The 20,750-nt window shown below is 75.1% G+C and carries 22 protein-coding genes; 14 read left to right on the top strand and 8 right to left on the bottom strand.

What is annotated here, in order from left to right; translation table 11 throughout:
- Positions 1 to 14: 14 nt before the first annotated feature.
- Genes mca through KDY119_RS13425 form a run of 3 tightly spaced genes read left to right on the top strand, consistent with a single transcriptional unit; the run spans position 15 to position 2,163 of the window.
- Entirely contained in the window at positions 15 to 899 is an 885-nt protein-coding gene (gene mca / locus KDY119_RS13435) for a mycothiol conjugate amidase Mca (RefSeq protein WP_036948294.1), read from the top strand.
- The gene (locus KDY119_RS13430) at positions 896 to 1,264 is read left to right on the top strand and encodes a hypothetical protein (RefSeq protein ID WP_153022430.1); all 369 of its coding nucleotides are present in this window, start codon (positions 896 to 898) and stop codon (positions 1,262 to 1,264) included. The genes mca and KDY119_RS13430 overlap by 4 nt, the downstream gene beginning before the upstream one ends.
- Positions 1,265 to 1,272: 8 nt before the next feature.
- A complete protein-coding gene (locus KDY119_RS13425) occupies positions 1,273 to 2,163 on the top strand; it encodes a carbon-nitrogen hydrolase family protein (RefSeq protein WP_227994345.1) in 891 nt (296 codons plus the stop codon).
- 39 nt (positions 2,164 to 2,202) lie between these two features.
- On the opposite strand, the gene trhA is transcribed toward KDY119_RS13425, so the two are convergent.
- Positions 2,203 to 2,949 (bottom strand): PAQR family membrane homeostasis protein TrhA, encoded by a 747-nt coding sequence (gene trhA / locus KDY119_RS13420; protein WP_153022429.1) that lies wholly within the window; start codon positions 2,947 to 2,949, stop codon positions 2,203 to 2,205.
- Positions 2,950 to 3,158: 209 nt separating this feature from the next.
- Here trhA and KDY119_RS13415 point away from each other — a divergent pair, with 209 nt between their 5' ends.
- The gene (locus KDY119_RS13415; RefSeq protein ID WP_036946866.1) at positions 3,159 to 3,935 is read left to right on the top strand and encodes an isoprenyl transferase; all 777 of its coding nucleotides are present in this window, start codon (positions 3,159 to 3,161) and stop codon (positions 3,933 to 3,935) included.
- A 6-nt stretch (positions 3,936 to 3,941) separates the two neighbouring features.
- Positions 3,942 to 4,409, top strand: coding sequence for a MarR family winged helix-turn-helix transcriptional regulator (locus KDY119_RS13410; RefSeq protein ID WP_036946863.1), 468 nt, complete (start codon positions 3,942 to 3,944; stop codon positions 4,407 to 4,409).
- Here KDY119_RS13410 and KDY119_RS13405 read toward each other — a convergent pair.
- Positions 4,351 to 4,929, bottom strand: coding sequence for a MarR family winged helix-turn-helix transcriptional regulator (locus KDY119_RS13405; protein ID WP_083890602.1), 579 nt, complete (start codon positions 4,927 to 4,929; stop codon positions 4,351 to 4,353). The genes KDY119_RS13410 and KDY119_RS13405 overlap by 59 nt on opposite strands.
- Before the next feature lie 56 nt (positions 4,930 to 4,985).
- Here KDY119_RS13405 and idi point away from each other — a divergent pair, with 56 nt between their 5' ends.
- From idi to KDY119_RS13370, 7 genes are read left to right on the top strand one after another with little or no spacing between them, the layout of a single operon-like run.
- Positions 4,986 to 5,642, top strand: a complete 657-nt coding sequence (gene idi, locus KDY119_RS13400) for an isopentenyl-diphosphate Delta-isomerase (RefSeq protein ID WP_083890601.1) — start codon at positions 4,986 to 4,988, stop codon at positions 5,640 to 5,642.
- On the top strand, positions 5,635 to 6,708 hold the full coding sequence (locus KDY119_RS13395; protein WP_153022428.1) for a polyprenyl synthetase family protein: 1,074 nt from the start codon (positions 5,635 to 5,637) through the stop codon (positions 6,706 to 6,708). Before idi ends, KDY119_RS13395 begins: the two co-directional genes overlap by 8 nt.
- Positions 6,705 to 7,595, top strand: coding sequence for a phytoene/squalene synthase family protein (locus KDY119_RS13390; RefSeq protein ID WP_036946857.1), 891 nt, complete (start codon positions 6,705 to 6,707; stop codon positions 7,593 to 7,595). The genes KDY119_RS13395 and KDY119_RS13390 overlap by 4 nt, the downstream gene beginning before the upstream one ends.
- Entirely contained in the window at positions 7,592 to 9,190 is a 1,599-nt protein-coding gene (gene crtI / locus KDY119_RS13385) for a phytoene desaturase family protein (protein ID WP_051136213.1), read from the top strand. The genes KDY119_RS13390 and crtI overlap by 4 nt, the downstream gene beginning before the upstream one ends.
- Positions 9,187 to 9,543, top strand: coding sequence for a lycopene cyclase domain-containing protein (locus KDY119_RS13380; RefSeq protein WP_036946854.1), 357 nt, complete (start codon positions 9,187 to 9,189; stop codon positions 9,541 to 9,543). The genes crtI and KDY119_RS13380 overlap by 4 nt, the downstream gene beginning before the upstream one ends.
- Positions 9,540 to 9,899, top strand: a complete 360-nt coding sequence (locus KDY119_RS13375) for a lycopene cyclase domain-containing protein (RefSeq protein WP_036946851.1) — start codon at positions 9,540 to 9,542, stop codon at positions 9,897 to 9,899. The genes KDY119_RS13380 and KDY119_RS13375 overlap by 4 nt, the downstream gene beginning before the upstream one ends.
- The gene (locus tag KDY119_RS13370; protein WP_036946848.1) at positions 9,896 to 10,804 is read left to right on the top strand and encodes a prenyltransferase; all 909 of its coding nucleotides are present in this window, start codon (positions 9,896 to 9,898) and stop codon (positions 10,802 to 10,804) included. Before KDY119_RS13375 ends, KDY119_RS13370 begins: the two co-directional genes overlap by 4 nt.
- 9 nt (positions 10,805 to 10,813) lie before the next feature.
- On the opposite strand, the gene KDY119_RS13365 is transcribed toward KDY119_RS13370, so the two are convergent.
- The gene (locus tag KDY119_RS13365; RefSeq protein WP_036946845.1) at positions 10,814 to 11,668 is read right to left on the bottom strand and encodes an SseB family protein; all 855 of its coding nucleotides are present in this window, start codon (positions 11,666 to 11,668) and stop codon (positions 10,814 to 10,816) included.
- A 71-nt stretch (positions 11,669 to 11,739) separates the two neighbouring features.
- Here KDY119_RS13365 and KDY119_RS13360 point away from each other — a divergent pair, with 71 nt between their 5' ends.
- Positions 11,740 to 12,915 (top strand): glycerate kinase, encoded by a 1,176-nt coding sequence (locus tag KDY119_RS13360; RefSeq protein ID WP_227994344.1) that lies wholly within the window; start codon positions 11,740 to 11,742, stop codon positions 12,913 to 12,915.
- On the opposite strand, the gene KDY119_RS13355 is transcribed toward KDY119_RS13360, so the two are convergent.
- The 5 genes from KDY119_RS13355 to KDY119_RS13335 form a co-directional block, all read right to left on the bottom strand.
- Positions 12,893 to 14,113 carry an MFS transporter gene (locus KDY119_RS13355; RefSeq protein WP_036946842.1) on the bottom strand — a complete coding sequence of 407 codons (1,221 nt, stop codon included), beginning with the start codon at positions 14,111 to 14,113 and terminating at the stop codon, positions 12,893 to 12,895. The two genes, KDY119_RS13360 and KDY119_RS13355, sit on opposite strands and share 23 nt — an antisense overlap.
- An 8-nt stretch (positions 14,114 to 14,121) precedes the next feature.
- On the bottom strand, positions 14,122 to 14,538 hold the full coding sequence (locus tag KDY119_RS13350; protein WP_036946839.1) for a RidA family protein: 417 nt from the start codon (positions 14,536 to 14,538) through the stop codon (positions 14,122 to 14,124).
- 45 nt (positions 14,539 to 14,583) lie between these two features.
- On the bottom strand, positions 14,584 to 15,942 hold the full coding sequence (locus KDY119_RS13345; protein ID WP_227994343.1) for an alanine racemase: 1,359 nt from the start codon (positions 15,940 to 15,942) through the stop codon (positions 14,584 to 14,586).
- Complete coding sequence (locus KDY119_RS13340) at positions 15,939 to 17,450, bottom strand: N-acyl-D-amino-acid deacylase family protein (RefSeq protein ID WP_083890599.1); 1,512 nt, start codon at positions 17,448 to 17,450, stop codon at positions 15,939 to 15,941. The genes KDY119_RS13345 and KDY119_RS13340 overlap by 4 nt, the downstream gene beginning before the upstream one ends.
- A 242-nt stretch (positions 17,451 to 17,692) precedes the next feature.
- Entirely contained in the window at positions 17,693 to 19,471 is a 1,779-nt protein-coding gene (locus KDY119_RS13335; protein ID WP_227994342.1) for a beta-N-acetylhexosaminidase, read from the bottom strand.
- Between the two features lie 136 nt (positions 19,472 to 19,607).
- On the opposite strand from KDY119_RS13335, the gene KDY119_RS13330 reads away from it, so the two are divergent.
- Entirely contained in the window at positions 19,608 to 20,630 is a 1,023-nt protein-coding gene (locus KDY119_RS13330; RefSeq protein WP_036946833.1) for a LacI family DNA-binding transcriptional regulator, read from the top strand.
- Positions 20,631 to 20,750: the final 120 nt, after the last annotated feature.

Genomic DNA, 20,750 nt, shown 5'->3' with positions numbered 1-20,750 from the left:
AGCGGCTGCGCCTCATGGCCGTGCACGCCCACCCCGACGACGAGTCGAGCAAGGGCGCCGCGACCACGGCGCGCTATGCGGCGGAGGGCGTCGACGTCCTCGTCGTGAGCTGCACGGGCGGCGAGCGCGGCGACGTGCTGAACCCGTCCTTCGGTCCCGGCCCGACGTCGCTCGAGGGCATGCGCGAGCTGCGGCGTTCCGAGATGGCGCGGGCGCGCGAGGCGCTGGGCGTGCAGCAGCAGTGGCTCGGCTTCGTCGACTCGGGGCTGCCCGAGGGCGACCCCCTCCCGCCGCTGCCCGAGGGCTGCTTCGGCCTGCAGCCGCTCGAGGTCGCCGCCCGACCGCTCGTCGAGCTCGTCCGCGCGTTCCGGCCGCACGTCATGACGACGTACGACCCGAGCGGCGGCTACCCGCACCCCGACCACGTGATGTGCCACAAGGTCGCGTTCGAGGCGTTCCAGAAGGCGGGCGAGCCCTCGTGCTACGCCGGGACCGGCGCGCCGTGGGAGGTCTTCAAGCTGTACTACAACCACGACTTCTCGCTCACCCGCATGCGCACCATCCACGAGGCGATGGAGGGACAGGGCCTCGTCTCGCCGTTCGGCGACTGGATCGAGTCGCGGGCGGCCCGTGAGATCCCGGAGCGCCCCGTGACCACCCGCGTCGAGGTGTCCGCGTACTTCCCGCAGCGCGACGCCGCGCTCGTGGCGCACGCGAGCCAGATCGACCCCGACGGCTTCTTCTTCGCGGTGCCCCGCGACCTCGAGGCCGACGTGTGGCCCTGGGAGGAGTACGAGCTGGCGGAGTCCCGGGTCCCGACGACGCTGCCCGAGGACGACCTGTTCGCGGGAGTCCGCGACGTGCTGGGCACGACGACCACCGAGGGAGAGCGCGCATGACCGGCCGGATCGCTGAGGTGGCGTGGCAGGTGGCCCTCGCTGTGACCCCCTCGCCCGCACCGAACGACGACCTCGAGACGACGGGCGGCGGCGGGCGCGACAGCTTCGCCTTCTTCGTCGTCTCGATCCTGCTGGCCCTCGCCTGCATCGGGATCGGCCTGCTGATGGCGCGCCAGCTCCGACGGATGAACCGCAACTACACGCGCAAGGTCGAGGACGGCGAGCTCGAGCCCGAGCACGACCGGCCGGCGTCGGGCATCGCGACGTCGCAGAACCCGGAGGGCTGGCGCGGCCCGGACTCGTCGCCCCGGCGCGGTCGCGACGACGGTCCGGGTGACGGCTCCGGCCCGGACGCCGGGGCCTGAGGTCCGCCGTGCCCACCGTGCCTGAGCGCCCCGAGGACCGGCCCGCGCCGGTCGCCCTCCGGCTGACGCTCGCGCAGGTCGCGTCCACGCGCGACGGCGCCACCAACCTCGCGCTGGCGCGCGACGCGGTGCGGAGGGCCGCCGACGACGGCGCGCACGTCGTCGTGCTGCCCGAGTACGCGTCGGGGTTCGACCCGCACGGGCCGGACCCCGAGCTCGCGGAGCCGCTCGGCGGCCGGTTCGTCGAGGGTCTGCGCGCCGCGGCCCGGGACGCCGGCGTCGCGGTCGTCGCCGGCACCACGCTGCCGGGCGAGGATCCGGCGCGCGCGGTGAACGTCGTGGTGGGGGTCGGGAGCGACGGGGCGCTCGTCGGGGCGTACCGCAAGGTCCACCTGTACGACGCGTTCGGGCAGCGCGAGTCGGACCGTCTCGAGCCGGGGCCGGCCGGTGCGCCGCCGCTCGTCCTGGACCGCACGTCGTGGGCCCCCGACGGTGCCCCGGGGCTCTTCGCGGGCGTCCTCACGTGCTACGACCTGCGCTTCCCCGAGTCGGCGCGCCGCCTCGTCGACGCGGGTGCCGACGTGCTGCTCGTGCCCGCGGCGTGGGCCGCGCCGTCGAGCCTGGAGCGGGCTGTCGAGCGGGCGGCGAAGGCCGACCACTGGCGCACGCTGCTGCGGGCGCGCGCGATCGAGAACACGGCGTTCGTCGTCGGCGTCGGGCAGTGCGGGCCGGGCGTGCTGGGCCGGTCGCTGGTGGTCGCGCCCGACGGCGCGGTGCTGGCCGAGCTCGGCGAGGAGCCCGGGTGCGTCACCGTCGAGCTCGACCCCCGGCGCCTGGGCGAGGTCCGCGCGACGAACCCGTCGCTCGTGAACCGGCGCTACGTCGTCGTGCCCCGTTAGGCAGCGGCAACCAGAGGGACGGCCCCGTCCCGCGCCCTTTCAGGCGGCGACGGCGACCATCGCGATGGCCGTCGCGTGGCAGGCGAACCCGATCACGGTGAGCGCGTGGAACACCTCGTGGAAGCCGAACCAGCGCGGGCTCGGGTTCGGGTGCTTGGTCCCGTAGACCACGGCGCCGAGCGTGTACGCGAGACCGCCCGCGGCGACCAGCCAGACCACGGCCGCACCGCCCGTACGCCAGAACTGGGGGAAGAACCCGACGGCGACCCAGCCGAGCGCGACGTAGATCGGGACGTACACCCACCGCGGCGCGCTCAGCCAGAACACGCGTGCCAGCAGCCCGAGGACTGCCCCGGACCACACGATCCACAGCAGCGTCACGGCGGTCCCGTGCGCGAGCAGCATGACGGCGAGCGGCGTGTAGGTCCCGGCGATGATGAGGAAGATGTTCGAGTGGTCGGCGCGCCGGAGCGAGGCCGCGACGCCGGGAGACCAGGTGCCACGGTGGTAGACGGCGGACGTGCCGAAGAGGAGGAACGAGCTCAGGCCGAAGACGGCGCACGACCAGCGCGGCGCACCCGCGGGCGCGAGGCACACGACCACGATCGATACGGCGAGCACGAGCGGGAAGGCACCCGCGTGGATCCAGCCGCGCAGCCGGGGCTTGACGGCCCGGGCGACGCCTCCCGCGACGTCCGAGACGGCCCCGGTGACGGTGTCCGCCACCTTGCTCGCCACGTCGTCGAGACGGAGCGGAGCGGGGCGGGCGGGGTCGGCGTGGGTCACAGGGCCTCCAGGTGGTCGGTGACGCCGGGCGGCCGGCCGAACGGCCAACCTACGCCATCGTAAGTTACGGCTCCGTAGGTGGTCCAGGGCCACGGGGCATCTCACAGGACTCCGGTACGGTGTCACCGGGGCGCGCCCGGCTGCGGCCGGCGCCCCGGCCCGCGAGCATGGCTCGCCGACCTGCGACGACGACCAGCGAGGAGGGGCGCGTGCGGCTGCCGAACGTGCTGTACGGCGTCTACGAGCGGCGCCTCGCGCGGTCGCTGCCCGCGGGCACCATGCCCCGGCACGTGGGCGTCATCCTCGACGGCAACCGACGCTGGGCGCGCTCGTTCGGCGAGCCCGCGGCCACGGGGCACCGGCGCGGCGCCGACAAGATCGAGGAGTTCCTCGGCTGGTCGGAGGAGCTCGGCATCGAGGTCGTCACGCTGTGGATGCTCTCCACGGACAACCTGGGACGCCCCGCGAGCGAGCTGCAGGACCTCCTCGACATCATCAACGACGCGGTCGACGAGCTCGCCGACACGGGCGAGCGCACGGGCCGGTGGCGCCTGCGCGTCATGGGCCGACTCGACCTCCTGCCCGCCGCGACGGCGGGCGCGCTGCGCGAGGCCGAGGCCCGCACCGCCGGCGTCACGGACGGCCTGCAGGTCAACGTGGCCGTCGGGTACGGCGGCCGGCACGAGATCGCCGACGCCGTCCGCGACCTGCTGCGCTCCCGCGCCGCCGAGGGGGCGACGCTCGAGGAGGTCGCCGACGACCTCGACGTCGAGCACATCCAGGCCCACCTGTACACGAAGGGCCAGCCCGACCCGGAGCTCCTCATCCGCACGTCGGGGGAGCAGCGGCTGTCCGGGTTCCTGCTGTGGCAGTCGGCGCAGTCGGAGTTCTACTTCTGCGAGGCGTACTGGCCGGACTTCCGGCGCGTCGACTACCTGCGTGCGCTGCGCGCCTACTCGACGCGCGAGCGCCGGCTGGGGAAGTAGCAGCCGATGACGCCCGACGAGCGCCGCGCCGTCGAGACCTGGGAGTCGCTCTTCCGGGCCCAGGTCGCGGTGCTCCGGCGCCTCGGCGCGGACGACATCTGGCAGGACGTGTCGTTCCGCGAGTACGACGTGCTGTTCACGCTGCGGTCACGGCCCGGGCACGCGGCGCGGCTGCGCGACCTCGCGGCCCTGAGCCTGCTCAGCCAGCCGTCGTTGTCGCGCATGGTCGACCGGCTCGTGGCGCGCGGGCTCGTGGCGCGTGAGGCCGTGCCCGGGGACGCGCGGGGCACGCTCGTCGTCCTCACCGACGACGGCGTCCGGGTCCAGTCCGAGGTGGGCCGGCGGCACGCGGAGGCGATCGCTGCCTATGTCGGTGGCGCGCTCGCCGACGAGGAGCTCGACGCGCTACGGCGGCTCACGCAGAGGCTCGCCGAGGCTCAGGGGTCGATCCCTGACGTCCGGCGTCCCCGCTGACCTCGCCGTCGTCGTCCGGCTGCACCGCACGTGTGAGCGCGTCGAGGAAGGCGACGACGACGGCGCACTGCTCGGCGTCGAGGGTGGCCGCGACCTCGCGCATCCGGGCGTGCATGGCGCCGAGCGTGTCATGGACCTCGTCGTGGGCGTGCGGCGTGAGCTCGACCCGCAGACCGCGCCGGTCGGTGGGGTGCTGCACACGGCGGAGTCGCCCGGTGGCTTCGAGCCGGTCGAGGAGCTTGGTCGTGGACGCGGTGGAGATCCCCAGCTCGCGGCTCAGGTCGCGGGGGGACGTGGCGCGCCCGTCCTTCTCGGCGGCGGCGAGGAACCGCACCGCGCGCAGGTCCGTCTCGTTCATCTCCATCTCGCGCTGCAGCCGGCGGCGCATGGCTTCGTCGGCGCGCAGGAACCGGCGCACGGCGTCGAGCGCGGCGGACTCGCCCCACCCTTGTCGCGGGTACCAGTAGCTCTTCGCGAGGGGTGCCGGACGAGGCTGCGGGGTGGGGGCTGGCCGCGTCATGAAGACATCATAGGATCGCTTGTAACTAGCCTGCCTAGCAACTAGCCTCGTTACCCATGACGTCTCGCGAGCGGTCCACCGGCGCCGATCCCGGCGCGCGCCCGGACCAGGGGAGAGACCAGGACGACCTCGTCGTCCTGGTCGACGACCTCGGCCGGCCCTGCGGAACCGCGCCGCGCGGCCACGTGCACGGGAGTGCGACCCCGCGGCACCTCGCCTTCTCGTGCCACGTGCTCGACGGCGCCGGACGCGTCCTCGTGACGCGTCGAGCGCTCGGGAAGAGGAGCTGGCCCGGCGTCTGGACCAACGCGTTCTGCGGTCACCCCCGCCCGGGCGAGGCCGTCGTGCAGGCCGTCCGCCGGCGCGCCGCCGACGAGCTGGGCCTGACGCTTCCGACGCCTCCGCGGGTCGTGCTGCCGGCCTTCTCCTACAGCGCCGTCGACGACGCGGGCACCGAGGAGAACGAGCTCTGCCCGGTGCTCGTCGCGGTCGTCGGTACGGACGCGCCCGCTCCCGACCCCGATCCCACGGAGGTGGCCGCCTGGAGGTGGGTCGCGGTCGAGGACCTCGTCGTCGCGGCCGACGTCGCCCCCTGGGCGTTCAGCCCCTGGCTCGTCGCGCAGCTCGGCGAGCTGGAAGCTCTCGGGGGACTCGAGGCGGCCGCCGTCGAGGCTGTGCCAAGCCCCGCCGTGGCCTGGGCCGCAGATGCTTGAGCGCGACCTCGCAGCCGCCCCCGACGTCGCGTCCGTCGCGGAGCTCGAGGCAGAGCTGGAGCGCCGGCTCGACCGGGCCCGGTCAGGGGCACGGTCCGGCGGACCGGGTGCCGAGGCGCTCTGGGACGACGTGCGTGACGCCGCGCGCGGCGGAAAGCGGCTCCGCCCGCGGCTCCTGCTCGCCACCCATCACGCGCTGGGGGGCACGCAGGACGTCGCTGCGCTCCGCCTCGCGGTCGCCGTCGAGCTGCTGCACACCGCCTTCTGCCTGCACGACGACGTGATCGACCGTGACGTGGTGCGGCACGGACGGCCGACGGTCCCGGCCCGCTACGCGGCGGGGGCGCGTGCGGCGGGGGCGTCGGCGGCCCAGGCGAGCGCCTGCGGCGTCGCCGCGGGGACGCTGGCGGGCGACCTGGCGCTGAGCCTCGCCTGGCGGCTGGTCGCGAGCGCGCCCGTGGAGGGGACAGCACGCGAGAACCTGCTGGACCTCCTCGACGACGTCGTCCAACGGTCCGCGGGGGGCGAGCTGGACGACGTGCTGGCCGTCGTCGCGCCGGTCCGTCCCGCGCTCACGGACGTCCTGCGGACGGCGTCGCGCAAGACCGCCGAGTACACCGTCGTCGCCCCGGTCGTCCTGGGAGCCCTGCTCGCCGGCGCCGGCCCGGAGCTCGTCGAGGTCCTGCGGAGCGCGGCGCGGAGCCTCGGCGTCGCGTTCCAGCTCGGCGACGACCTCCTCGGCACGTTCGGGGACGAGCGCGTCACCGGGAAAAGCGCCCGCAGCGACCTGGCGGAGGGCAAGGTCACCGCCCTGACGGCGCTCGCCCGCCGCACGACGGCGTGGCCGGTCGTCGAGGCCCATCTCGGCGACCCGGCCGTGACCGACGACGAAGCCGGGCGCGTCCGGTCCGCGCTCGAGGTCGCCGGGGTGCGCGCCGACCTCGAGAACCTCGTCGCGCGCTACGCCGAGCACGGCTCCCGCCTGCTCGACGACCCGGCCGTCCCGGCGGCGCTGCGAGCCGCGCTCGAGCCGTACGCCCGCTCTGTCGTGGCGAGGACGCGATGACGCCCGCCCTCGAGCGGTACGGGCTCGCGTCCCGTCGCGCCTCGCACCAGGTCATCCGCACCTACTCGACCTCGTTCGCGCTCGCGTCCCGCCTGCTGGGTGGTCGGGTCCGGCACGACGTCGTCGCGGTGTACGCGCTCGTGCGGCTCGCGGACGAGGTCGTCGACGGCGCCGCGACCGACGCCGGGCTCGAGGCGTCGGGCTGCCGTGAGGTGCTCGACGCGCTCGAGCGCGAGACGCTCGCGGCGCTGGGCTCCCGCTACTCGACCAACCCGATCGTCCAGAGCTTCGCCGAGGTCGCCGGCCGGGTCGGGATCGAGCCGAGCCTGGTCGTGCCGTTCTTCGCGTCGATGCGTGCCGACCTCGAGGTGCGCGAGCACACGGCCGAGTCCTTCCGTGCCTACGTCTACGGGTCGGCCGAGGTCGTCGGGCTGATGTGCCTGAGCTGCTTCCTCGCGGACGACCCGGCCCGCGGTGGCCGGAGCCAGGGGGAACGCGACCGGCTCGAGGCAGGCGCTCGGGCGCTCGGCGCGGCGTTCCAGAAGGTCAACTTCCTGCGGGACCTGGGGGACGACGCGCGCACTCTCGGCCGACGCTACTTCCCCGGCGTCGACCCCGATCGGCTCGATACCGCGACCCGGGACGCGCTCGTCGCCGACGTGCGCCGGGACCTGGCGACCGCGCGTGCCGTCGTGCCGCTGCTGCCGCCCGGCTCCCGGGCGGCGGTGCTCGCGACGCACGGACTGTTCGCCGAGCTCACCGACCGGATCGCACGGACGGCACCGGGCTCGCTCGTCGTCTCGCGGGTGCGGGTGCCCGATCCTGTCAAGCTGCTCCTGACCGCGCGAGCCGTGGTCGAGGCCCGGTTGATCGGCCTCCGCTCGTGAGCCGGATCGTCGTCGTCGGTGCCGGCGTGGCGGGCCTGGGCACCGCGGCGCTGCTCGCTCAGGAGGGGCACGACGTCGCCGTCGTCGAGCGGCAGCCCACCGTGGGCGGCCGGATCGGCGTCTGGCGCGAGGGCGGATTCACGTTCGACCTCGGGCCGTCGTGGTACCTCATGCCCGAGGTGTTCGACCGGTTCTTCGCCGCGCTCGGCACGACCGCCCAGGACGAGCTGGACCTGGTCGAGCTGCCTACCGCGTTCCGCGCCTTCTTCGACGGGGCGCCGCCGCTCGACGTGACGCGTGACGTCGGGCGCACCGTCGCCGCGTTCGAGGCCCGGGAGCCGGGGGCAGGCGCCCGCCTCGAGGCCTACCTGGGCTCGGCCGGGCGCACCTACCGGACCGCCGTCGACCGGTTCCTCTACTCCGACTACGCCTCAGCGAGCGAGCTGGGACGCGTGGTCCGCGGCCTGGGGCCCCGCGACGTCGCCGAGCTGTTCACGCTCGTCTCGACGTCCCTGTGGCGCCGCACGGGCCGGGTCGCCCGGGACGACACGCTGCGCCAGGTGCTCGCGTACCCCGCAGTGTTCCTCGGCGCCTCGCCGTACCAGGCCCCCGCCCTCTACCACCTGATGAGCCACCTCGACCTCGTCGAAGGCGTCCGGTACCCGCGCGGCGGGTTCGGCACGCTCGCGACGGCGCTCGAGCGGCTCGCCGTCGAGCGAGGCGCGACCGTGCGGACTCGCACGGAGGTCGAGCGCGTGCTCGTCGAGCCCCTCCCGGACGGCGGCGCTCGCTGCTCCCGACGACGCCCGGCCGGCCGCGCGTCCGGCGTCCTCGTGCGGGACCTGGTGAGCGGAGCGGTCGAGCGGCTCGAGGCGGACGTCGTCGTGGCGGCGGGCGACCTGCACCACACGGAGACCCGGCTGGTCCCCGGCGCCTACCGGACCTACCCCGAGCGCTGGTGGCGCAGGCGCGACCCCGGTCCGGGCGCGGTGCTCGTCTGCCTGGGCGTGCGCGGGTCCCTGGACGGGCTGGCCCATCACTCGCTCGTGTTCACCGCCGACTGGCAGCGCAACTTCGACGCGGTCTTCGGGCGGCGGCGGTCCGTGCCGGACCCCGCGTCGTACTACGTGTGCCGACCCAGCGCAACGGACCCGACCGTCGCCCCGCCCGGACACGAGAACCTCTTCGTGCTGGTCCCGGTGCCGGCAGACCCGGGCCTGACCCCGGACGACCCGCGCGTCACGGCGCTCGTCGACCGGGTCGTCGCCGACCTCGGCCGGCGGGCCGGTGCGGACGACCTCGACGGTCGCGTCGTCGTCCGACGCGTCCTCACCCCGTCGTGGTTCGCGCAGACCCTGCACGCCTGGTCCGGCGGGGCGCTCGGCCCCGCGCACACCCTGCGCCAGTCGGCGCTCCTGCGGGGGCGGAACGCGTCGTCGAAGGTCGCGGGGCTCGTCTATGCCGGTGGCTCCACCATCCCCGGTGTCGGACTTCCCATGTGCCTGATCAGCGCCGAGCTGGCCGCGCGCCGCGTGGCGGCGTCCGCGGCGGCCGGTGACCACGACCGGCGGGACGCCGCGGAGACCGTGTCGTGAAGGGTGCGTACCTCCTCGCGCTGGCGTTCTCGCTCGCCGGGCTCGGCGCCCTCGACGTGCGCTTCCGGCTCGTGCTCGCGCGCGACCTGCGTCGCGGTCTCGTCACGCTCGCGGCGGGACTCGTGGCGTTCGTGCTCTGGGACCTCGCGGGCATCGGGCTGGGGATCTTCCGGCGGGGCGACGGGCGCTGGTCGACGGGCGTCGAGATCGCCCCGCACCTGCCCGTCGAGGAACCCGTCTTCCTCCTGCTGCTCTGCTACGTCGCGCTCGAGCTCGTCGAGGGGGCGCGCCGCCTGCTCGACCGCGCGGCGACGAGGGTCGCGCGGGCGCGTGGACCGGAGGTGCGGCGATGACCTACGCGTTCCTCGACCTCGGGGCCCTCGCCGTGCTGGCGGTCCCGTTCGGCCTCGCGTGCCGGCGCTGGGCGGCGCGCGGCGAGCTGCGCCGTCGGCTGGCCGCGCTCGGGCTCGCCCTGCTGGCGCTCCTCGTCGTGACGGCCGTCTTCGACTCGCTCATGATCGCGGCGGGTCTGTTCACCTACGACGCCGCGACCCTCGCCGGGCCGCGCGTCGGCCGGGCTCCCCTCGCCGACCTCGCCTACCCGCTCGGCGCCGTCCTGCTGCTGCCGAGCGTCTGGGAGCTTCTCGGGCCGTCGCGTCCTTCCGTGCCTGACGTCCCCTTCCCCCGCGACGACAGGAGCGCACCATGAGCTCGACCGCTCCCGTCCGTTCCCACGTGGGCATCCGTGAGCTCGTCGTCACCTCACGGCCCCTGAGCTGGATCAACACCGCGTTCCCGTTCGCCGCCGCGCTGCTCCTGAGCAGCAGGCACGTCGGCGCGCTCCTCGTCGTCGGCACCTTCTTCTTCCTCGTCCCGTACAACGTGCTGATGTACGGGGTCAACGACGTCTTCGACCACGAGTCCGACGAGCGCAACCCGCGCAAGGGCGGTGCCGAGGGTGCGCTCCTCGCGACGTCGACCCTTCCGTCCCTCTTGCGCTGGTCGGTCTGGCCCGCGGTGCCGTTCGCGGTGGCGATCCCCGTGCTGGCCGAGATCGAGCAGCCCGGTCGAGGCGGCTGGACCGCGCTCGCGCTCGCGGTCGTGCTCTTCGCCGTCGTCGCCTACTCGGCGCCCGGGCTGCGGTTCAAGGAACGGCCGGGTCTCGACTCCGCGACGTCGAGCACGCACTTCGTGGGCCCTGCGGTCGTCGGTCTGGTGGCGGGCGGCGCCGAGCCCACCCGCACCGTCCTGGCGATCGTCCTGGCGTTCTTCTGCTGGGGCATGGCCGCGCAGGCGTTCGGCGCCGTCCAGGACGTCGGCCCCGACCGCGCAGCGGGGATCGCGTCCGTCGCGACGGTGCTCGGCGCGCGGCGGACGGTCCGGGCCGCGATCGGGCTGTGGCTCCTCGCCGCGCTGGTGGTGCTCTTCGCAGGTCTCCCGGCTGCGGTCGCGGCGGTCCTCGTCGTCCCGTACGTCGTCATGGCGTGGCCGTACCGCGACCTGGCCGACCACGACGCCGCACGCGCGAACCGCGGGTGGCGCCTCTTCCTGCGGCTCAACTACGCGTGCGGCTTCGTGGTCTTCTGGCTGTGCTGGTGGGCCTGGGCGCACTGACCTCGCGCGTCAGCGCTCCGTGAACGCGCGCAGCGCGTCGGCGGGGACCGTCACCGGGGGCGCGGCGGGGTTCACGACGACGCCGGCCTGCCCGTCCTGCAGCACCGCCCGCGCGACGTTCGCGAACCCTGTGCGCTGCGCGTCGCTCCCGGGGCTCCAGGCCCACACCTCGGCGGGCGACGTCCCGAGGACCGCGTAGACGCCGCCGTCCCCGCTCCGGGCGGTCGGGACGACGACGCCCGTCTCGGCCCCGGACGCGTCGCGCTGGACGTCGAACGGGACGTACACGGGCGCTCCCGCGAGCATCCGCAGGAACTCGGGGAAGGGCAGCGAGCGCTCGACCGTGGCGGCGGCGAGCCTGCCGGCCGTCTCCGGGTCGTCGGCGAGCTGCTGGCGGAGCTCGTCCGCGTACGCGATGAAGGCACCGGGCGACCGCCCGTCGACGACGATCCCCTCGTAGTCCCGCACGGCCTGTGCGACCACGGCGGCCCCCGGCTGGACGAGGGAGGTGCCGGGACGACCCCGGTACCGGTTCAGCTCGTCCTGGTCGGTGAACGCCACGAGCAGCCGCTTTCCCGCGTTGTCGACGTGGGACCCGATCGCGAGCGTGTCGCCGGGCTGCAGGCCGGCAGCAGGGTCGGCGACCTGCGAGTCGGTGGCGTCGAGGAGGAGCTGGCCCACGACCAGGCGACGCACCACGTCCGCGAACGTCTGCGCGTCCTTGCGGGCCGTCCAGGTCGCGAGCGCCTCACGCACCCGGTCGTTGCGGACCCCGCCCGCACCCTCCTGAGCCTCGGTGGGCTCCGTGCCCTCCGTGCCCTCCGACCTGCGTGCCCCGTCCTTGCTGCGTCCGAACAGTCCCATCCGCGCACCATACGGACCGTGGTCGCGTGTCAGGGCGGCGTGTTGGGCAGCCGGTCGATAGGGTCGCGGGCGTGAGCCCCCACATCGAGGACCGGCAGGCCGCGCGCTCGACGCCCCGGGTGGTGGTGGCCCCGGACTCGTTCAAGGGATCGGCCCCCGCCGCCGACGTGGCGCAGTTCCTGGCCGACGGGGTGCTCCGCGCGAGGCCCGACGCGGAGGTCGTACGGCTTCCGATGGCCGACGGCGGGGAGGGCACGCTCGACGCGCTCGCGGCCGCCTGGGGCGTGGAGAAGCGCCGTGCGAAGACGGTCGACGCGCTCGGACGCCCGACGACGGCGCGGTGGGCGACGTCCGCGGACGGGCGCCTCGCCGTCGTCGAGCTGGCGGAGGCGAGCGGGCTCCCGGGAGTCGCGGACGTGCTGCCCCAGCCGCTGCTCGCGACCACCTTCGGCACGGGGCTGGTGCTGCGCGAGGCGCTCGACTCCGGGGCCGAGGAGATCCTCGTGTGTCTGGGCGGGTCGGCGACGACCGACGGCGGGTCCGGCATCCTGCGTGCGCTCGGCGTGCGTCCGCTGGGGGAGGACGGCGAGCCCGTGGCCGACGGCGGCGAAGGGCTCGCGCACGTCGCGCGGCTCGACCTGGGTGGGCTGCACCCGAAGGCGCGCGCCGTGCGGTGGCGCCTCGCCGTGGACGTGACGAACCCGCTCGTCGGCGAGCGTGGAGCGGCTCGCGTCTTCGGTCCGCAGAAGGGGGCGGGCGACGTCGACGTCGACTACCTCGACGCGGGCCTCGAACGGTGGGCGGGCGTGCTCGCCGGCGCGACGGGCGTCGACGTGCGCGAGGTGGCCGGAGCGGGTGCGGCCGGCGGCGTCGCGGGTGGGCTGCACGCGGTGCTCGGGGCGGAGCTGGAGCCGGGCGCGGCGTTGGTCGCGGACGCGGTGGGCCTCGCCGACGCCGTCGCCGGGGCCTCGCTCGTGCTGACGGGCGAGGGGTCGTTCGACTCGCAGTCCGTCGCCGGGAAGGTCGCCGACACGGTCGCGGCGACCGCCGCGAGGGCCCCGGCCCGGCCCCCGGTCGTCGTCGTCGCCGGGCAGGTGCTGCTCCCGCCCGCGCGGGCGGCGGAGGCCGGCGTCGCCGCGGCGTTCGCCCTGGCAGCGGGGCCCGCGACCCTGGCCGAGCTCGTGACGCACACGCCCACGCTCCTGGCGGACGTCGCGGAGAACGTCACGCGCCTCGTGCTGCGCTGAGCCGGGGCCGGCGCGGGATCCACCGCCACAGCGCGAGCGCCGCCGCGTACCCGAGCGCACCCGACACGACGACGCCCGCAGCGAGGCTCGCGAGCGCCGTGATCGCGGACAGGAGGAGCGGGCCGACGCCGGCGCCGCCGTCGGCGAGCTCGCGCCAGATCCCGAGGAAGGTGGGGCGCCCGACGGACGGCGAGGTGTCCGCGCCCAGGGTCATGACGATGCCCGCCCCGATGCCGTTGCCGAAGCCCAGGAGCATCGAGACGGCGACGAAGGGCACGATCGCGTGGGTGAGCGGCATCAGGACCATCGCCGACGCCATGAGCAGCATCGACGGCACCGCGACCCACTCGCGGCCGCGCCGGTCCATGACCTTGCCCGCCGGGTAGAAGACGAGCATGTCGACGGCGCCGGCGATCCCGTAGACGATCGACGCCGTCGTGGGCGCGAGGCCGATGTGCGCGGCCCAGAGCGGGATGACGACCTGGCGGCTCGCCCGGACGGCGGAGAGCAGGAACACGCCCGAGCCGAGCGTGGCGAAGGTGCGCCAGTGCTCGTGGAGCATCCCGCGCGTCGTCACGGGGGCGGCCGGCTCCGTGCCGGAAGTGGTGGCGTGCCGCCGGGTCGGGGTCTCGAGGTCCGGCACCCGGTACGCGAGGACGCCCGCGGCGACGACGGCGACGAGCGCCACCACGTAGCCGCCCGGCTTGCCCATGACGTGCATGACGGCGGCGCCGAGGAACGGGCCGACGAACACGCCGACCCGCATGCTGCCGCCCAGCGTCGACATGGCGCGGGCGCGCAGGTGGATCGGCACGGCCTCGGTCAGGTACGACTGGCGGGCCAGGTTGAAGACCGAGCTCGCGGCGCCGACCAGCAGCACCCCGGCCACGAGCGGCCAGAGCCCCGCGTCGACGAGGCACAGCGCGAGCCCGACGACGCTGATCCCGGCGGCCGCGACCATCGACCAGCGTTCCCCGACCCGGGTGGTGAGGATCCCGGCCGGGATGTTCGACAGGATCGAGCCGATCCCGAGCAGCGAGACGATCAGCGAGGCGACGGCCAGCGACGCGCCCCGCTCGACGGCCGTGAGCGGCACGACGGGCAGCATCGCGCCCTCGGCCAGGCCGAACAGGATCGACGGGCCGAACGCCGCGACCGCGATGCTGCGGAGGCTGAAGTCTCCGGCCTGCCCGCTCACGCCCGCGCTCAGTCGGCGACCGCGAACGCGTCGATCTCGACGAGCATCTCCTCGCGCGGCAGGCCCACGAACACGGTGGTGCGGCTCGGCAGCACGCCCGACGGCGAGTTCGCCGCGACGAACGCGCCGTACGCCTCGTTCATGACCGGGAAGTCCTCACGCTTCGTGAGGTACACGCGGAGCATCACGACGTCGTCGAACGTGGCGCCCGACGCCTCGACGATCGCCTTGACGTTCTCGAGCGTCCGGGTCGTCTGGGCGGCGACGTCACCCGGGAAGAGGTACTCGCCGGTCGCGGGGTCCTGCGGGCCCTGACCGGAGACCTGCACGAACGGGCCCTTGCGCACGCCCTGGTGGAACGTGTGCGCGGGTGCGGGCGCGCCGTCGGTCCGCAGGGGGGTCTTCGTCGTCGGGGGTGTGGTCACGGTGCGGTGCTCCTTCTCGGTGGTGCTGCGGTGTGGGGACGGGGATCAGAAGTCGAAGGACACGAGCCCGAGCGGGCGGTCGCCGTCGACGACGATGCCCACGCGCCACTTGTCGAACAGGGTGCACGGGTGCGAGATCCCGAACCCGATCACGTCGCCCGGGTGCGGGTGCGCCGTCTCCGGGGCGAGGTCGGGGGCGTCGGGGTCGATCCGCAGGAACAGGTGCTCGTCGTTGAGGTCCGTGACCGTCGCGCGCGGGAGCTCGAGCGGCGCGCCGAGGGTGCGGCCGTCGTCGGCCCGGGGGCGCAGCCACAGCGCCGTCGGGAGGTCGAGGTCGTAGGGGACGTCGCGTCGTCCCAGGCCGACGAGCACCAGCCCGGGCTCCGGGACCGAGACGACGGAGCCCCACACGGTCGCCGCCGGACGCAGGGGCTCGGCGCCGGGCACCCGGGAGAACGCGTCCAGGTGCTGGTAGTGCCCGTGGTCGTGCACCACGTACGAGCCCGAGCGCACGACGACGCGCGGCGCGTGCCCCGCGGCCGGGCCGCCCGGCAGGAACGGGCCGGGCAGGACCTGGAGCACCACGTCCACGAACGCGCTCCCGCCGGCGCTCACGACGACGTCGCCGCTGCTGACCAGGCCCTCCGCGACGAGCTGCTCGGCCACGTCCCGCAGGCCCCGCAGGTAGTCGGCGACCTGCTCCCGGGTCTCCGGCGTCGACTCGCCCGCGACCGAGCCCTCGTAGCCGGCCACCCCGCGCAGCGTCAGCCCGCTCGCCCGGACCGCGCGCGCCAGACCCAGGGCGTCCGCGGTCGAGCGCACACCCGTCCGGCCCTCGGCGACCCCGATCTCGACGAGCACGCCGAGGCGGGCGCGGACGTCGTCCGACGCGCCCGCGAGCCCCCGCGACAGCATCGTCAGGCCCTCGACCGAGTCGACGTACAGCCACAGCTCGGCGCCCTCGTCGCGCTCCAGGTCGTCGCGCACCCAGATGATCTCGTCCGGGTCGGTCAGCTCGTTCGCCAGGAGCACGCGTCGCGTGCCCCAGTCCCGGACCACGCGGAGCTGGTTCGGGGTCGCGACCGTCGCGCCCCACGAGCCCGCCGCGAGCTGGCGCGCGAAGATCTGCGCCGACATGTGCGTCTTGACGTGGGGGGCGTGCTCCACCGAACCCGGGGCGCCCGCCGCCTCGCCGGCCGCGCGGACCGCTGTCGCCATGACCGCCACGTTGTGGTCCAGGGAGCCGGTCTGCAGGGTCAGGATGGGCAGCCCGAAGGGTCCGTCGTCGACCGTGGCGGTGCCGATCATCAGCCCGTCGCCCGCCGTCTCGCCGCGCAGGCGAAGCCCCTTGGTGCGCGGGCCGACGACGACCGGCTCCAGCGGCCGTTCGAGGCGCTCCGTCATGCCGTCTCCTGTTCCGTCGGTGGTCGGGTGGGCCGTCCGTCGACCAGCGCGCCACCCGCCAGCACGTGCCGCCCCCCGACGACGACGTCGTCCACCCCCTGCGCGGGCGTGCGCGGGCCCTCGTACGTGGCCAGGTCCCGCACGGTGGCCGGGTCCACGAGCGCGAGGTCCGCGACCGCGCCCACCCGGACCGTGCCGCGACCCGCCAGGCCGAACCGGCGCGCCGCCCGGGCGGACAGGTGCTCGGCGGCGTCCGCCCAGGACCAGTCTCCCGCACCCACGTGCTCCGAAGCGAAACGGGCGAACGCGCCCCAGCCGCGCGGGTGCGGCCGCCCGCCCGCGTAGATCGCGTCCGACCCCGCGAGCTGGGCCTCGTGGTTCGCGAGCGCGCGCACCGAGCCCGCCGAGTTCGTCGGGGGCTGCGCGAACACGCAGCCCGCCTGCAGCCGCGTGCTCACCAGCAGCTCGAGCGCCGTGTCCTCGGGGTCCAGGCCGAGGCGCGCCGCGACGTCGAGCAGGCTCGTGCCCTCGGTCCAGCGCAGCTCGCCCGGCACGTTCGCCATCGTCACGCGTGCCCACAGGTCCGCGAGCCCCGGGAAGTGCTCGGTCCGCAGCCGCTCGCGCACCGCCGGGTCCTGCAGCAGCGCCACCGTGCGGTCCGGCTCGGCGATGGGCAGCCACGTCGGCAGCGTCACCATCGACAGGATCGAGCTGCCCCGCAGGTACGGGTACGAGTCGAACGTGACGTCCAGACCCGACGCCCGCGCGTCGTCCACGTACCCCGCCAGCTCGTCGGCGGGGCCGTGGTAGTGCGACACGTGCGTCGCGACCCCGGACGCCCGCGCGATGCGCACCAGCTCCGCGAACGCCCGGCCCGCCTTCTCCTCGTAGCCGCGCATGTGGCTCACGTGCGGCACGCCCCGTGCCGCGCACACCCGCGCGAGCGCCACGAGCTCCGCCTCGTCCGCGTACGCCGCAGGCACGTACTCCAGGCCCGTCGACATGCCGACGGCGCCGTCGTCGAGCGCCTGCTCCAGCAGCGCGACCATCGCGGCGACCTCGGCCTCCGTCGCGGGGCGGGCTTCGGCGCCCGTCACCGCGTACCGGATCGTCCCGTGCGGGGCGAGCACCTCCACGTTCAGCGGCAGCCCGGCGTACGTTTCCTTCAGCTCCGCCACGCTGCCGCCGCGGAAGCTCGGGTGGGCGCCGTTGATCGCGCGGAAGTACTCGGTCGAGAAGGCGAACGCGTCGCCAGCCGGCGCGGTCGGGGCGAACCCCACGCCGTCCTGGCCCACGACGATCGTCGTGATGCCCTGGCGCAGCATCGCGAGCTGCACGTCCGGGTCGAACACGGCCGCCTCGCCGTGCACGTGGGCGTCGATCAGCCCGGGCAGCAGCAGCCGCCCCCGCCCCTCGATCACGTCGACGGGTGCGGGGGCCGCCAGGAGGCGCCTGTCGACGCTGCCTGTCGGTGCGATCTCGCGGATCAGGCCCGCGGCGACCAGCACGTCCGACAGCGGCCCACCGTTGGGGTGCTCCCCGGAGGGGATGCGAACGCCGCGGACCAGGAGGCTGCCCGGCCGGGCCGCGCTGGAAGGCGAGGTGAGGGAGGAGGGGTCGGGGATGGTGTGCGCGGGTCGTGGTTGGGCCTGGCGGGAGCGCCCCGAGGAACGAGGGGCGCGGACGGTAGACCCGCGCACACCATCCCCGACCCCGACAGAACCCGACCCTGGCTCGACGCCGACCACCATCAACCCCCGATCTCGTTCGTGCGCGCCCCGGAGGCGTCCTCGACCCAACCGCCGACGCCCCCGTACCCACCGGAGGCGAGCTCGGAGGCGAGATCCCGGGGATGGCCTGCGACACCGGGGCGCGTCTGCCACGGGTACGGGCCGTCCAGCGGACGGAGCTCGACGCCGAACGCGGCGAGGCGGGGGAGGTGGTCGCGCTCGAGGCGAGCGACGAACGCCTCGGTGTCGCGCGCGTCGGCGGGCTCCCCGGTCCAGACGACGTCGGCGAACGCGGCCAGGCGCGGGAACGCCGCGTAGTCGAGGCGGCGCGCGGAGTCGAGGTGCTCGGTCCACAGCTCGGCCTGCGCGCCGAGCAGCCTGCCCGGGAGGGCGTCGACGTCGGTCACGCCGGCCTCGGCGAGCGCACCGGCGGGCAGGGGGTCGAACCGGTGGACGTCGCGGAGCGTGTGGAGGAAGCCGACGGGGACGGGCTCGTCGGGGCCGTCCCCGGCGCGGTGGTCGAGGTAGACCGCCTGCTCGGGAGCCATGACGACGTCGTGTCCCGCGGCCATGGCCTGGAGCCCGACGGTCCAGCCGCGCCAGGCGGTCACGACCGTCTCGCGGGGGAGGGTGTCGTGGCCGGGACGGAACGCCTCGTCCCAGACGACCGGGCGCCGTCCGGCGGCGACGACGTGCCGCGCGAGCGACCCGAGGAACCAGCCATGCAGGTCGGCGACGTCGTCGAGCCCGAGGTCCGCCGCGCGTCGGACGATGTCGGGGTTGGCGCGCCACAGCGCCGTGGGGACCTCGTCGCCGCCGAGCGCGACGTACGGGGCGTCGAAGACGTCCATGACCTCGTCGAGGACGTCCCGGAAGAACGCGAGGGTCTCCTCGGAGGGGTCGAGGACCTCGGTGCTGATGCCCCAGGTGGTGCGGACCTCGTGCGGCTGCTTGCGGGTGCCCAGCTCGGGGTACGCGGCGACGGCCGCTTCGACGTGGCCCGGGACATCGATCTCGGGAACGACGGTCATCCCGTGCGCGCGGGCGTGGGCGACGATCTCCCGGAGGTCGTCCTGCGTGTAGAAGCCGCCGTGGGGCCGCCCGTCGAAGACGCCGGCGCGCCACGTGCCGACACCCGACTCGCGCCGCCACGACCCGACCTCGGTGAGGCGCGGGTACCGGAGGGACTCGAACCGCCAGCCCTGGTCGTCGGTGAGGTGGAGCTGGACGACGTCGAGGTGGTGGGCGGCAGCGAGCTCGACGAACCGGAGGACGTCGTGCTTGGGCAGGAAGTGGCGGGCGACGTCGAGCAGGACGCCGCGCCAGGCGTGCGCCGGGTCGTCGTGCGCGTCCAGGCCGCTGGGGACGGTGAGCGGTGCGTCGTCGACCGGCGCGCGGCGGAACGCCCGCGGGCCCGCGAGCTGGCGGAGCGTCTGCGCGCCGGCGTGCGCCCCGGCGACGTCCGACGCGGTCACCACGACGGCGCCGCTCCCGGTCCGCAAGGCGTAGCCACCGGCCGGGACGGTCGTGTCGAGGACGAACGAGACCGTCGGGCGGCCGGCTTCGTCGGCGCCGTCGTCGGTGGCCTCCCAGGCGAGCGTCAACCCCGTCGCGTCCTCCGTCCGCCGCTTCCAGGTGGCAGCCGCGGCGGCGAGCTCGGGCGCGGCCCGGACGACCGTCGTCGGGCCGACGACGAACGGGTCCGCGAGCGGCGCGTGCCGGACCGGGTGGCGGAAGCCGGGGACGGGCTGGGCGAGCTCGGAGGCGGCGGGCAGGGGATCGGGACCAGCATCAGGCACGGGTCCGAGCCTATCGAGGCGTCGGCGTCGCCTGCCGCGGTCGCCCACGCGCCCGGCCCCGAGCGCCGTCGTCGGGTTTTCAGGACACTCGCAAGATCCGCGCAAGCCGCTTGCGTGAATGCGTAGACTGCGTCTCATGGCAAAGAGGCTCTCGGACGTGGCGAAGAAGGTCGGGGTGAGCGAGGCGACCGTCTCGCGCGTCCTCAACGACAAGCCTGGCGTGTCCCAGGCGACCAGGGACGCGGTCCTGACCGCGCTCGACGTGCTCGGCTACGAACGCCCGACCAAGCTGCGGGGGGAGCGCGGCAGGCTTGTGGGTCTCGTGCTCCCGGAGCTCGTGAACCCGATCTTCCCGGCGCTCGCGGAGGTCATCGGCGGCGCGCTCGCGCAGCAGGGCTTCACGCCCGTGCTGTGCACCCGCACGGCCGGCGGCATCACCGAGGCCGAGTACGTCGACCTGCTGCTCGACCAGCACGTGTCGGGCGTGATCTTCGCGGGCGGCCTGTTCGCGGAGCGCGACGCCGACCATGCCCACTACCACCGCCTCGAGAAGATCGGCCTGCCGGTGGCGCTGGTGAACGGTGCGATCGAGTCGCTGCACTTCCCGCGGGTCTCGTGCGACGAGATCGTGGCGATGCAGCAGGCCCTGGGGCACGTGCTGTCGCTGGGGCACGAGCGGGTCGGCCTGCTCCTCGGACCCCAGGACCACATCCCGTCGGAGCGCAAGCTCGCGGCCGCCGAGCAGCTCGCGGCCCGGGCCGGCCGGACGATCGACCCGGCGCTCGTCGCGCACAGCCAGTACGCGCTCGAGGCCGGGCAGGCGTCCACGAACCGCCTGCTCGAGGCGGGCGCGACGGCGATCGTGTGCGCGAGTGACCCCCTCGCGCTGGGCGCGATCCGGGCGGTGCGGCGCGCGGGTCTCGAGGTGCCGCGCGACGTGTCGGTCGTCGGCTACGACGACTCCGCACTGATGAACTCGACCGACCCCGCCCTGACGACGGTCCGCCAGCCGATCGAGCCGATGGGTCGCGCCGCCGTGGACCTCCTGGCGCGCCAGATCTCGGGCGTCGAGGTGCCCGCCGACGAGCTGCTCTTCGAGCCCGAGCTCGTGGTGCGCGCCTCGACCGCGGCCGCCCCCGCGCGCGCCGGAGCGCGCTGACCGCACCTTCCGTCGACCTGTCAGGCGCTCGCCGGGCTTTGCCCCGGCGAGCGCCTGACAGGTCTTTCGCGTGCCCCGATGGCCGCGTCGGATGACGTCGAACGACAGCGAAGATCGCGT

The organism is Luteimicrobium xylanilyticum (genome assembly GCF_009429125.1).
GTDB classification, from domain to species: Bacteria; Actinomycetota; Actinomycetes; order Actinomycetales; family Cellulomonadaceae; genus Luteimicrobium; species Luteimicrobium xylanilyticum.
Note: the sequence above shows the minus strand (reverse complement) of the source record. Positions and strands in the feature narration are given on the sequence as shown.

Excerpts from the sequence above, each read along its gene's own strand:
- KDY119_RS13395 (WP_153022428.1), top strand. The coding sequence starts at position 5,635 with ATGCTTGAGCGCGACCTCGCAGCCGCCCCCGACGTCGCGTCCGTCGCG.
- KDY119_RS13430 (WP_153022430.1), top strand. The coding sequence starts at position 896 with ATGACCGGCCGGATCGCTGAGGTGGCGTGGCAGGTGGCCCTCGCTGTG.
- KDY119_RS13365 (WP_036946845.1), bottom strand. The coding sequence starts at position 11,668 with ATGGGACTGTTCGGACGCAGCAAGGACGGGGCACGCAGGTCGGAGGGC.
- KDY119_RS13375 (WP_036946851.1), top strand. The coding sequence starts at position 9,540 with ATGACCTACGCGTTCCTCGACCTCGGGGCCCTCGCCGTGCTGGCGGTC.
- KDY119_RS13370 (WP_036946848.1), top strand. The coding sequence starts at position 9,896 with ATGAGCTCGACCGCTCCCGTCCGTTCCCACGTGGGCATCCGTGAGCTC.
- KDY119_RS13390 (WP_036946857.1), top strand. The coding sequence starts at position 6,705 with ATGACGCCCGCCCTCGAGCGGTACGGGCTCGCGTCCCGTCGCGCCTCG.
- KDY119_RS13410 (WP_036946863.1), top strand. The coding sequence starts at position 3,942 with ATGACGCCCGACGAGCGCCGCGCCGTCGAGACCTGGGAGTCGCTCTTC.
- KDY119_RS13330 (WP_036946833.1), top strand. The coding sequence starts at position 19,608 with ATGGCAAAGAGGCTCTCGGACGTGGCGAAGAAGGTCGGGGTGAGCGAG.
- mca (WP_036948294.1), top strand. The coding sequence starts at position 15 with ATGGCCGTGCACGCCCACCCCGACGACGAGTCGAGCAAGGGCGCCGCG.
- idi (WP_083890601.1), top strand. The coding sequence starts at position 4,986 with ATGACGTCTCGCGAGCGGTCCACCGGCGCCGATCCCGGCGCGCGCCCG.
- KDY119_RS13345 (WP_227994343.1), bottom strand. The coding sequence starts at position 15,942 with ATGACGGAGCGCCTCGAACGGCCGCTGGAGCCGGTCGTCGTCGGCCCG.
- KDY119_RS13405 (WP_083890602.1), bottom strand. The coding sequence starts at position 4,929 with ATGACGCGGCCAGCCCCCACCCCGCAGCCTCGTCCGGCACCCCTCGCG.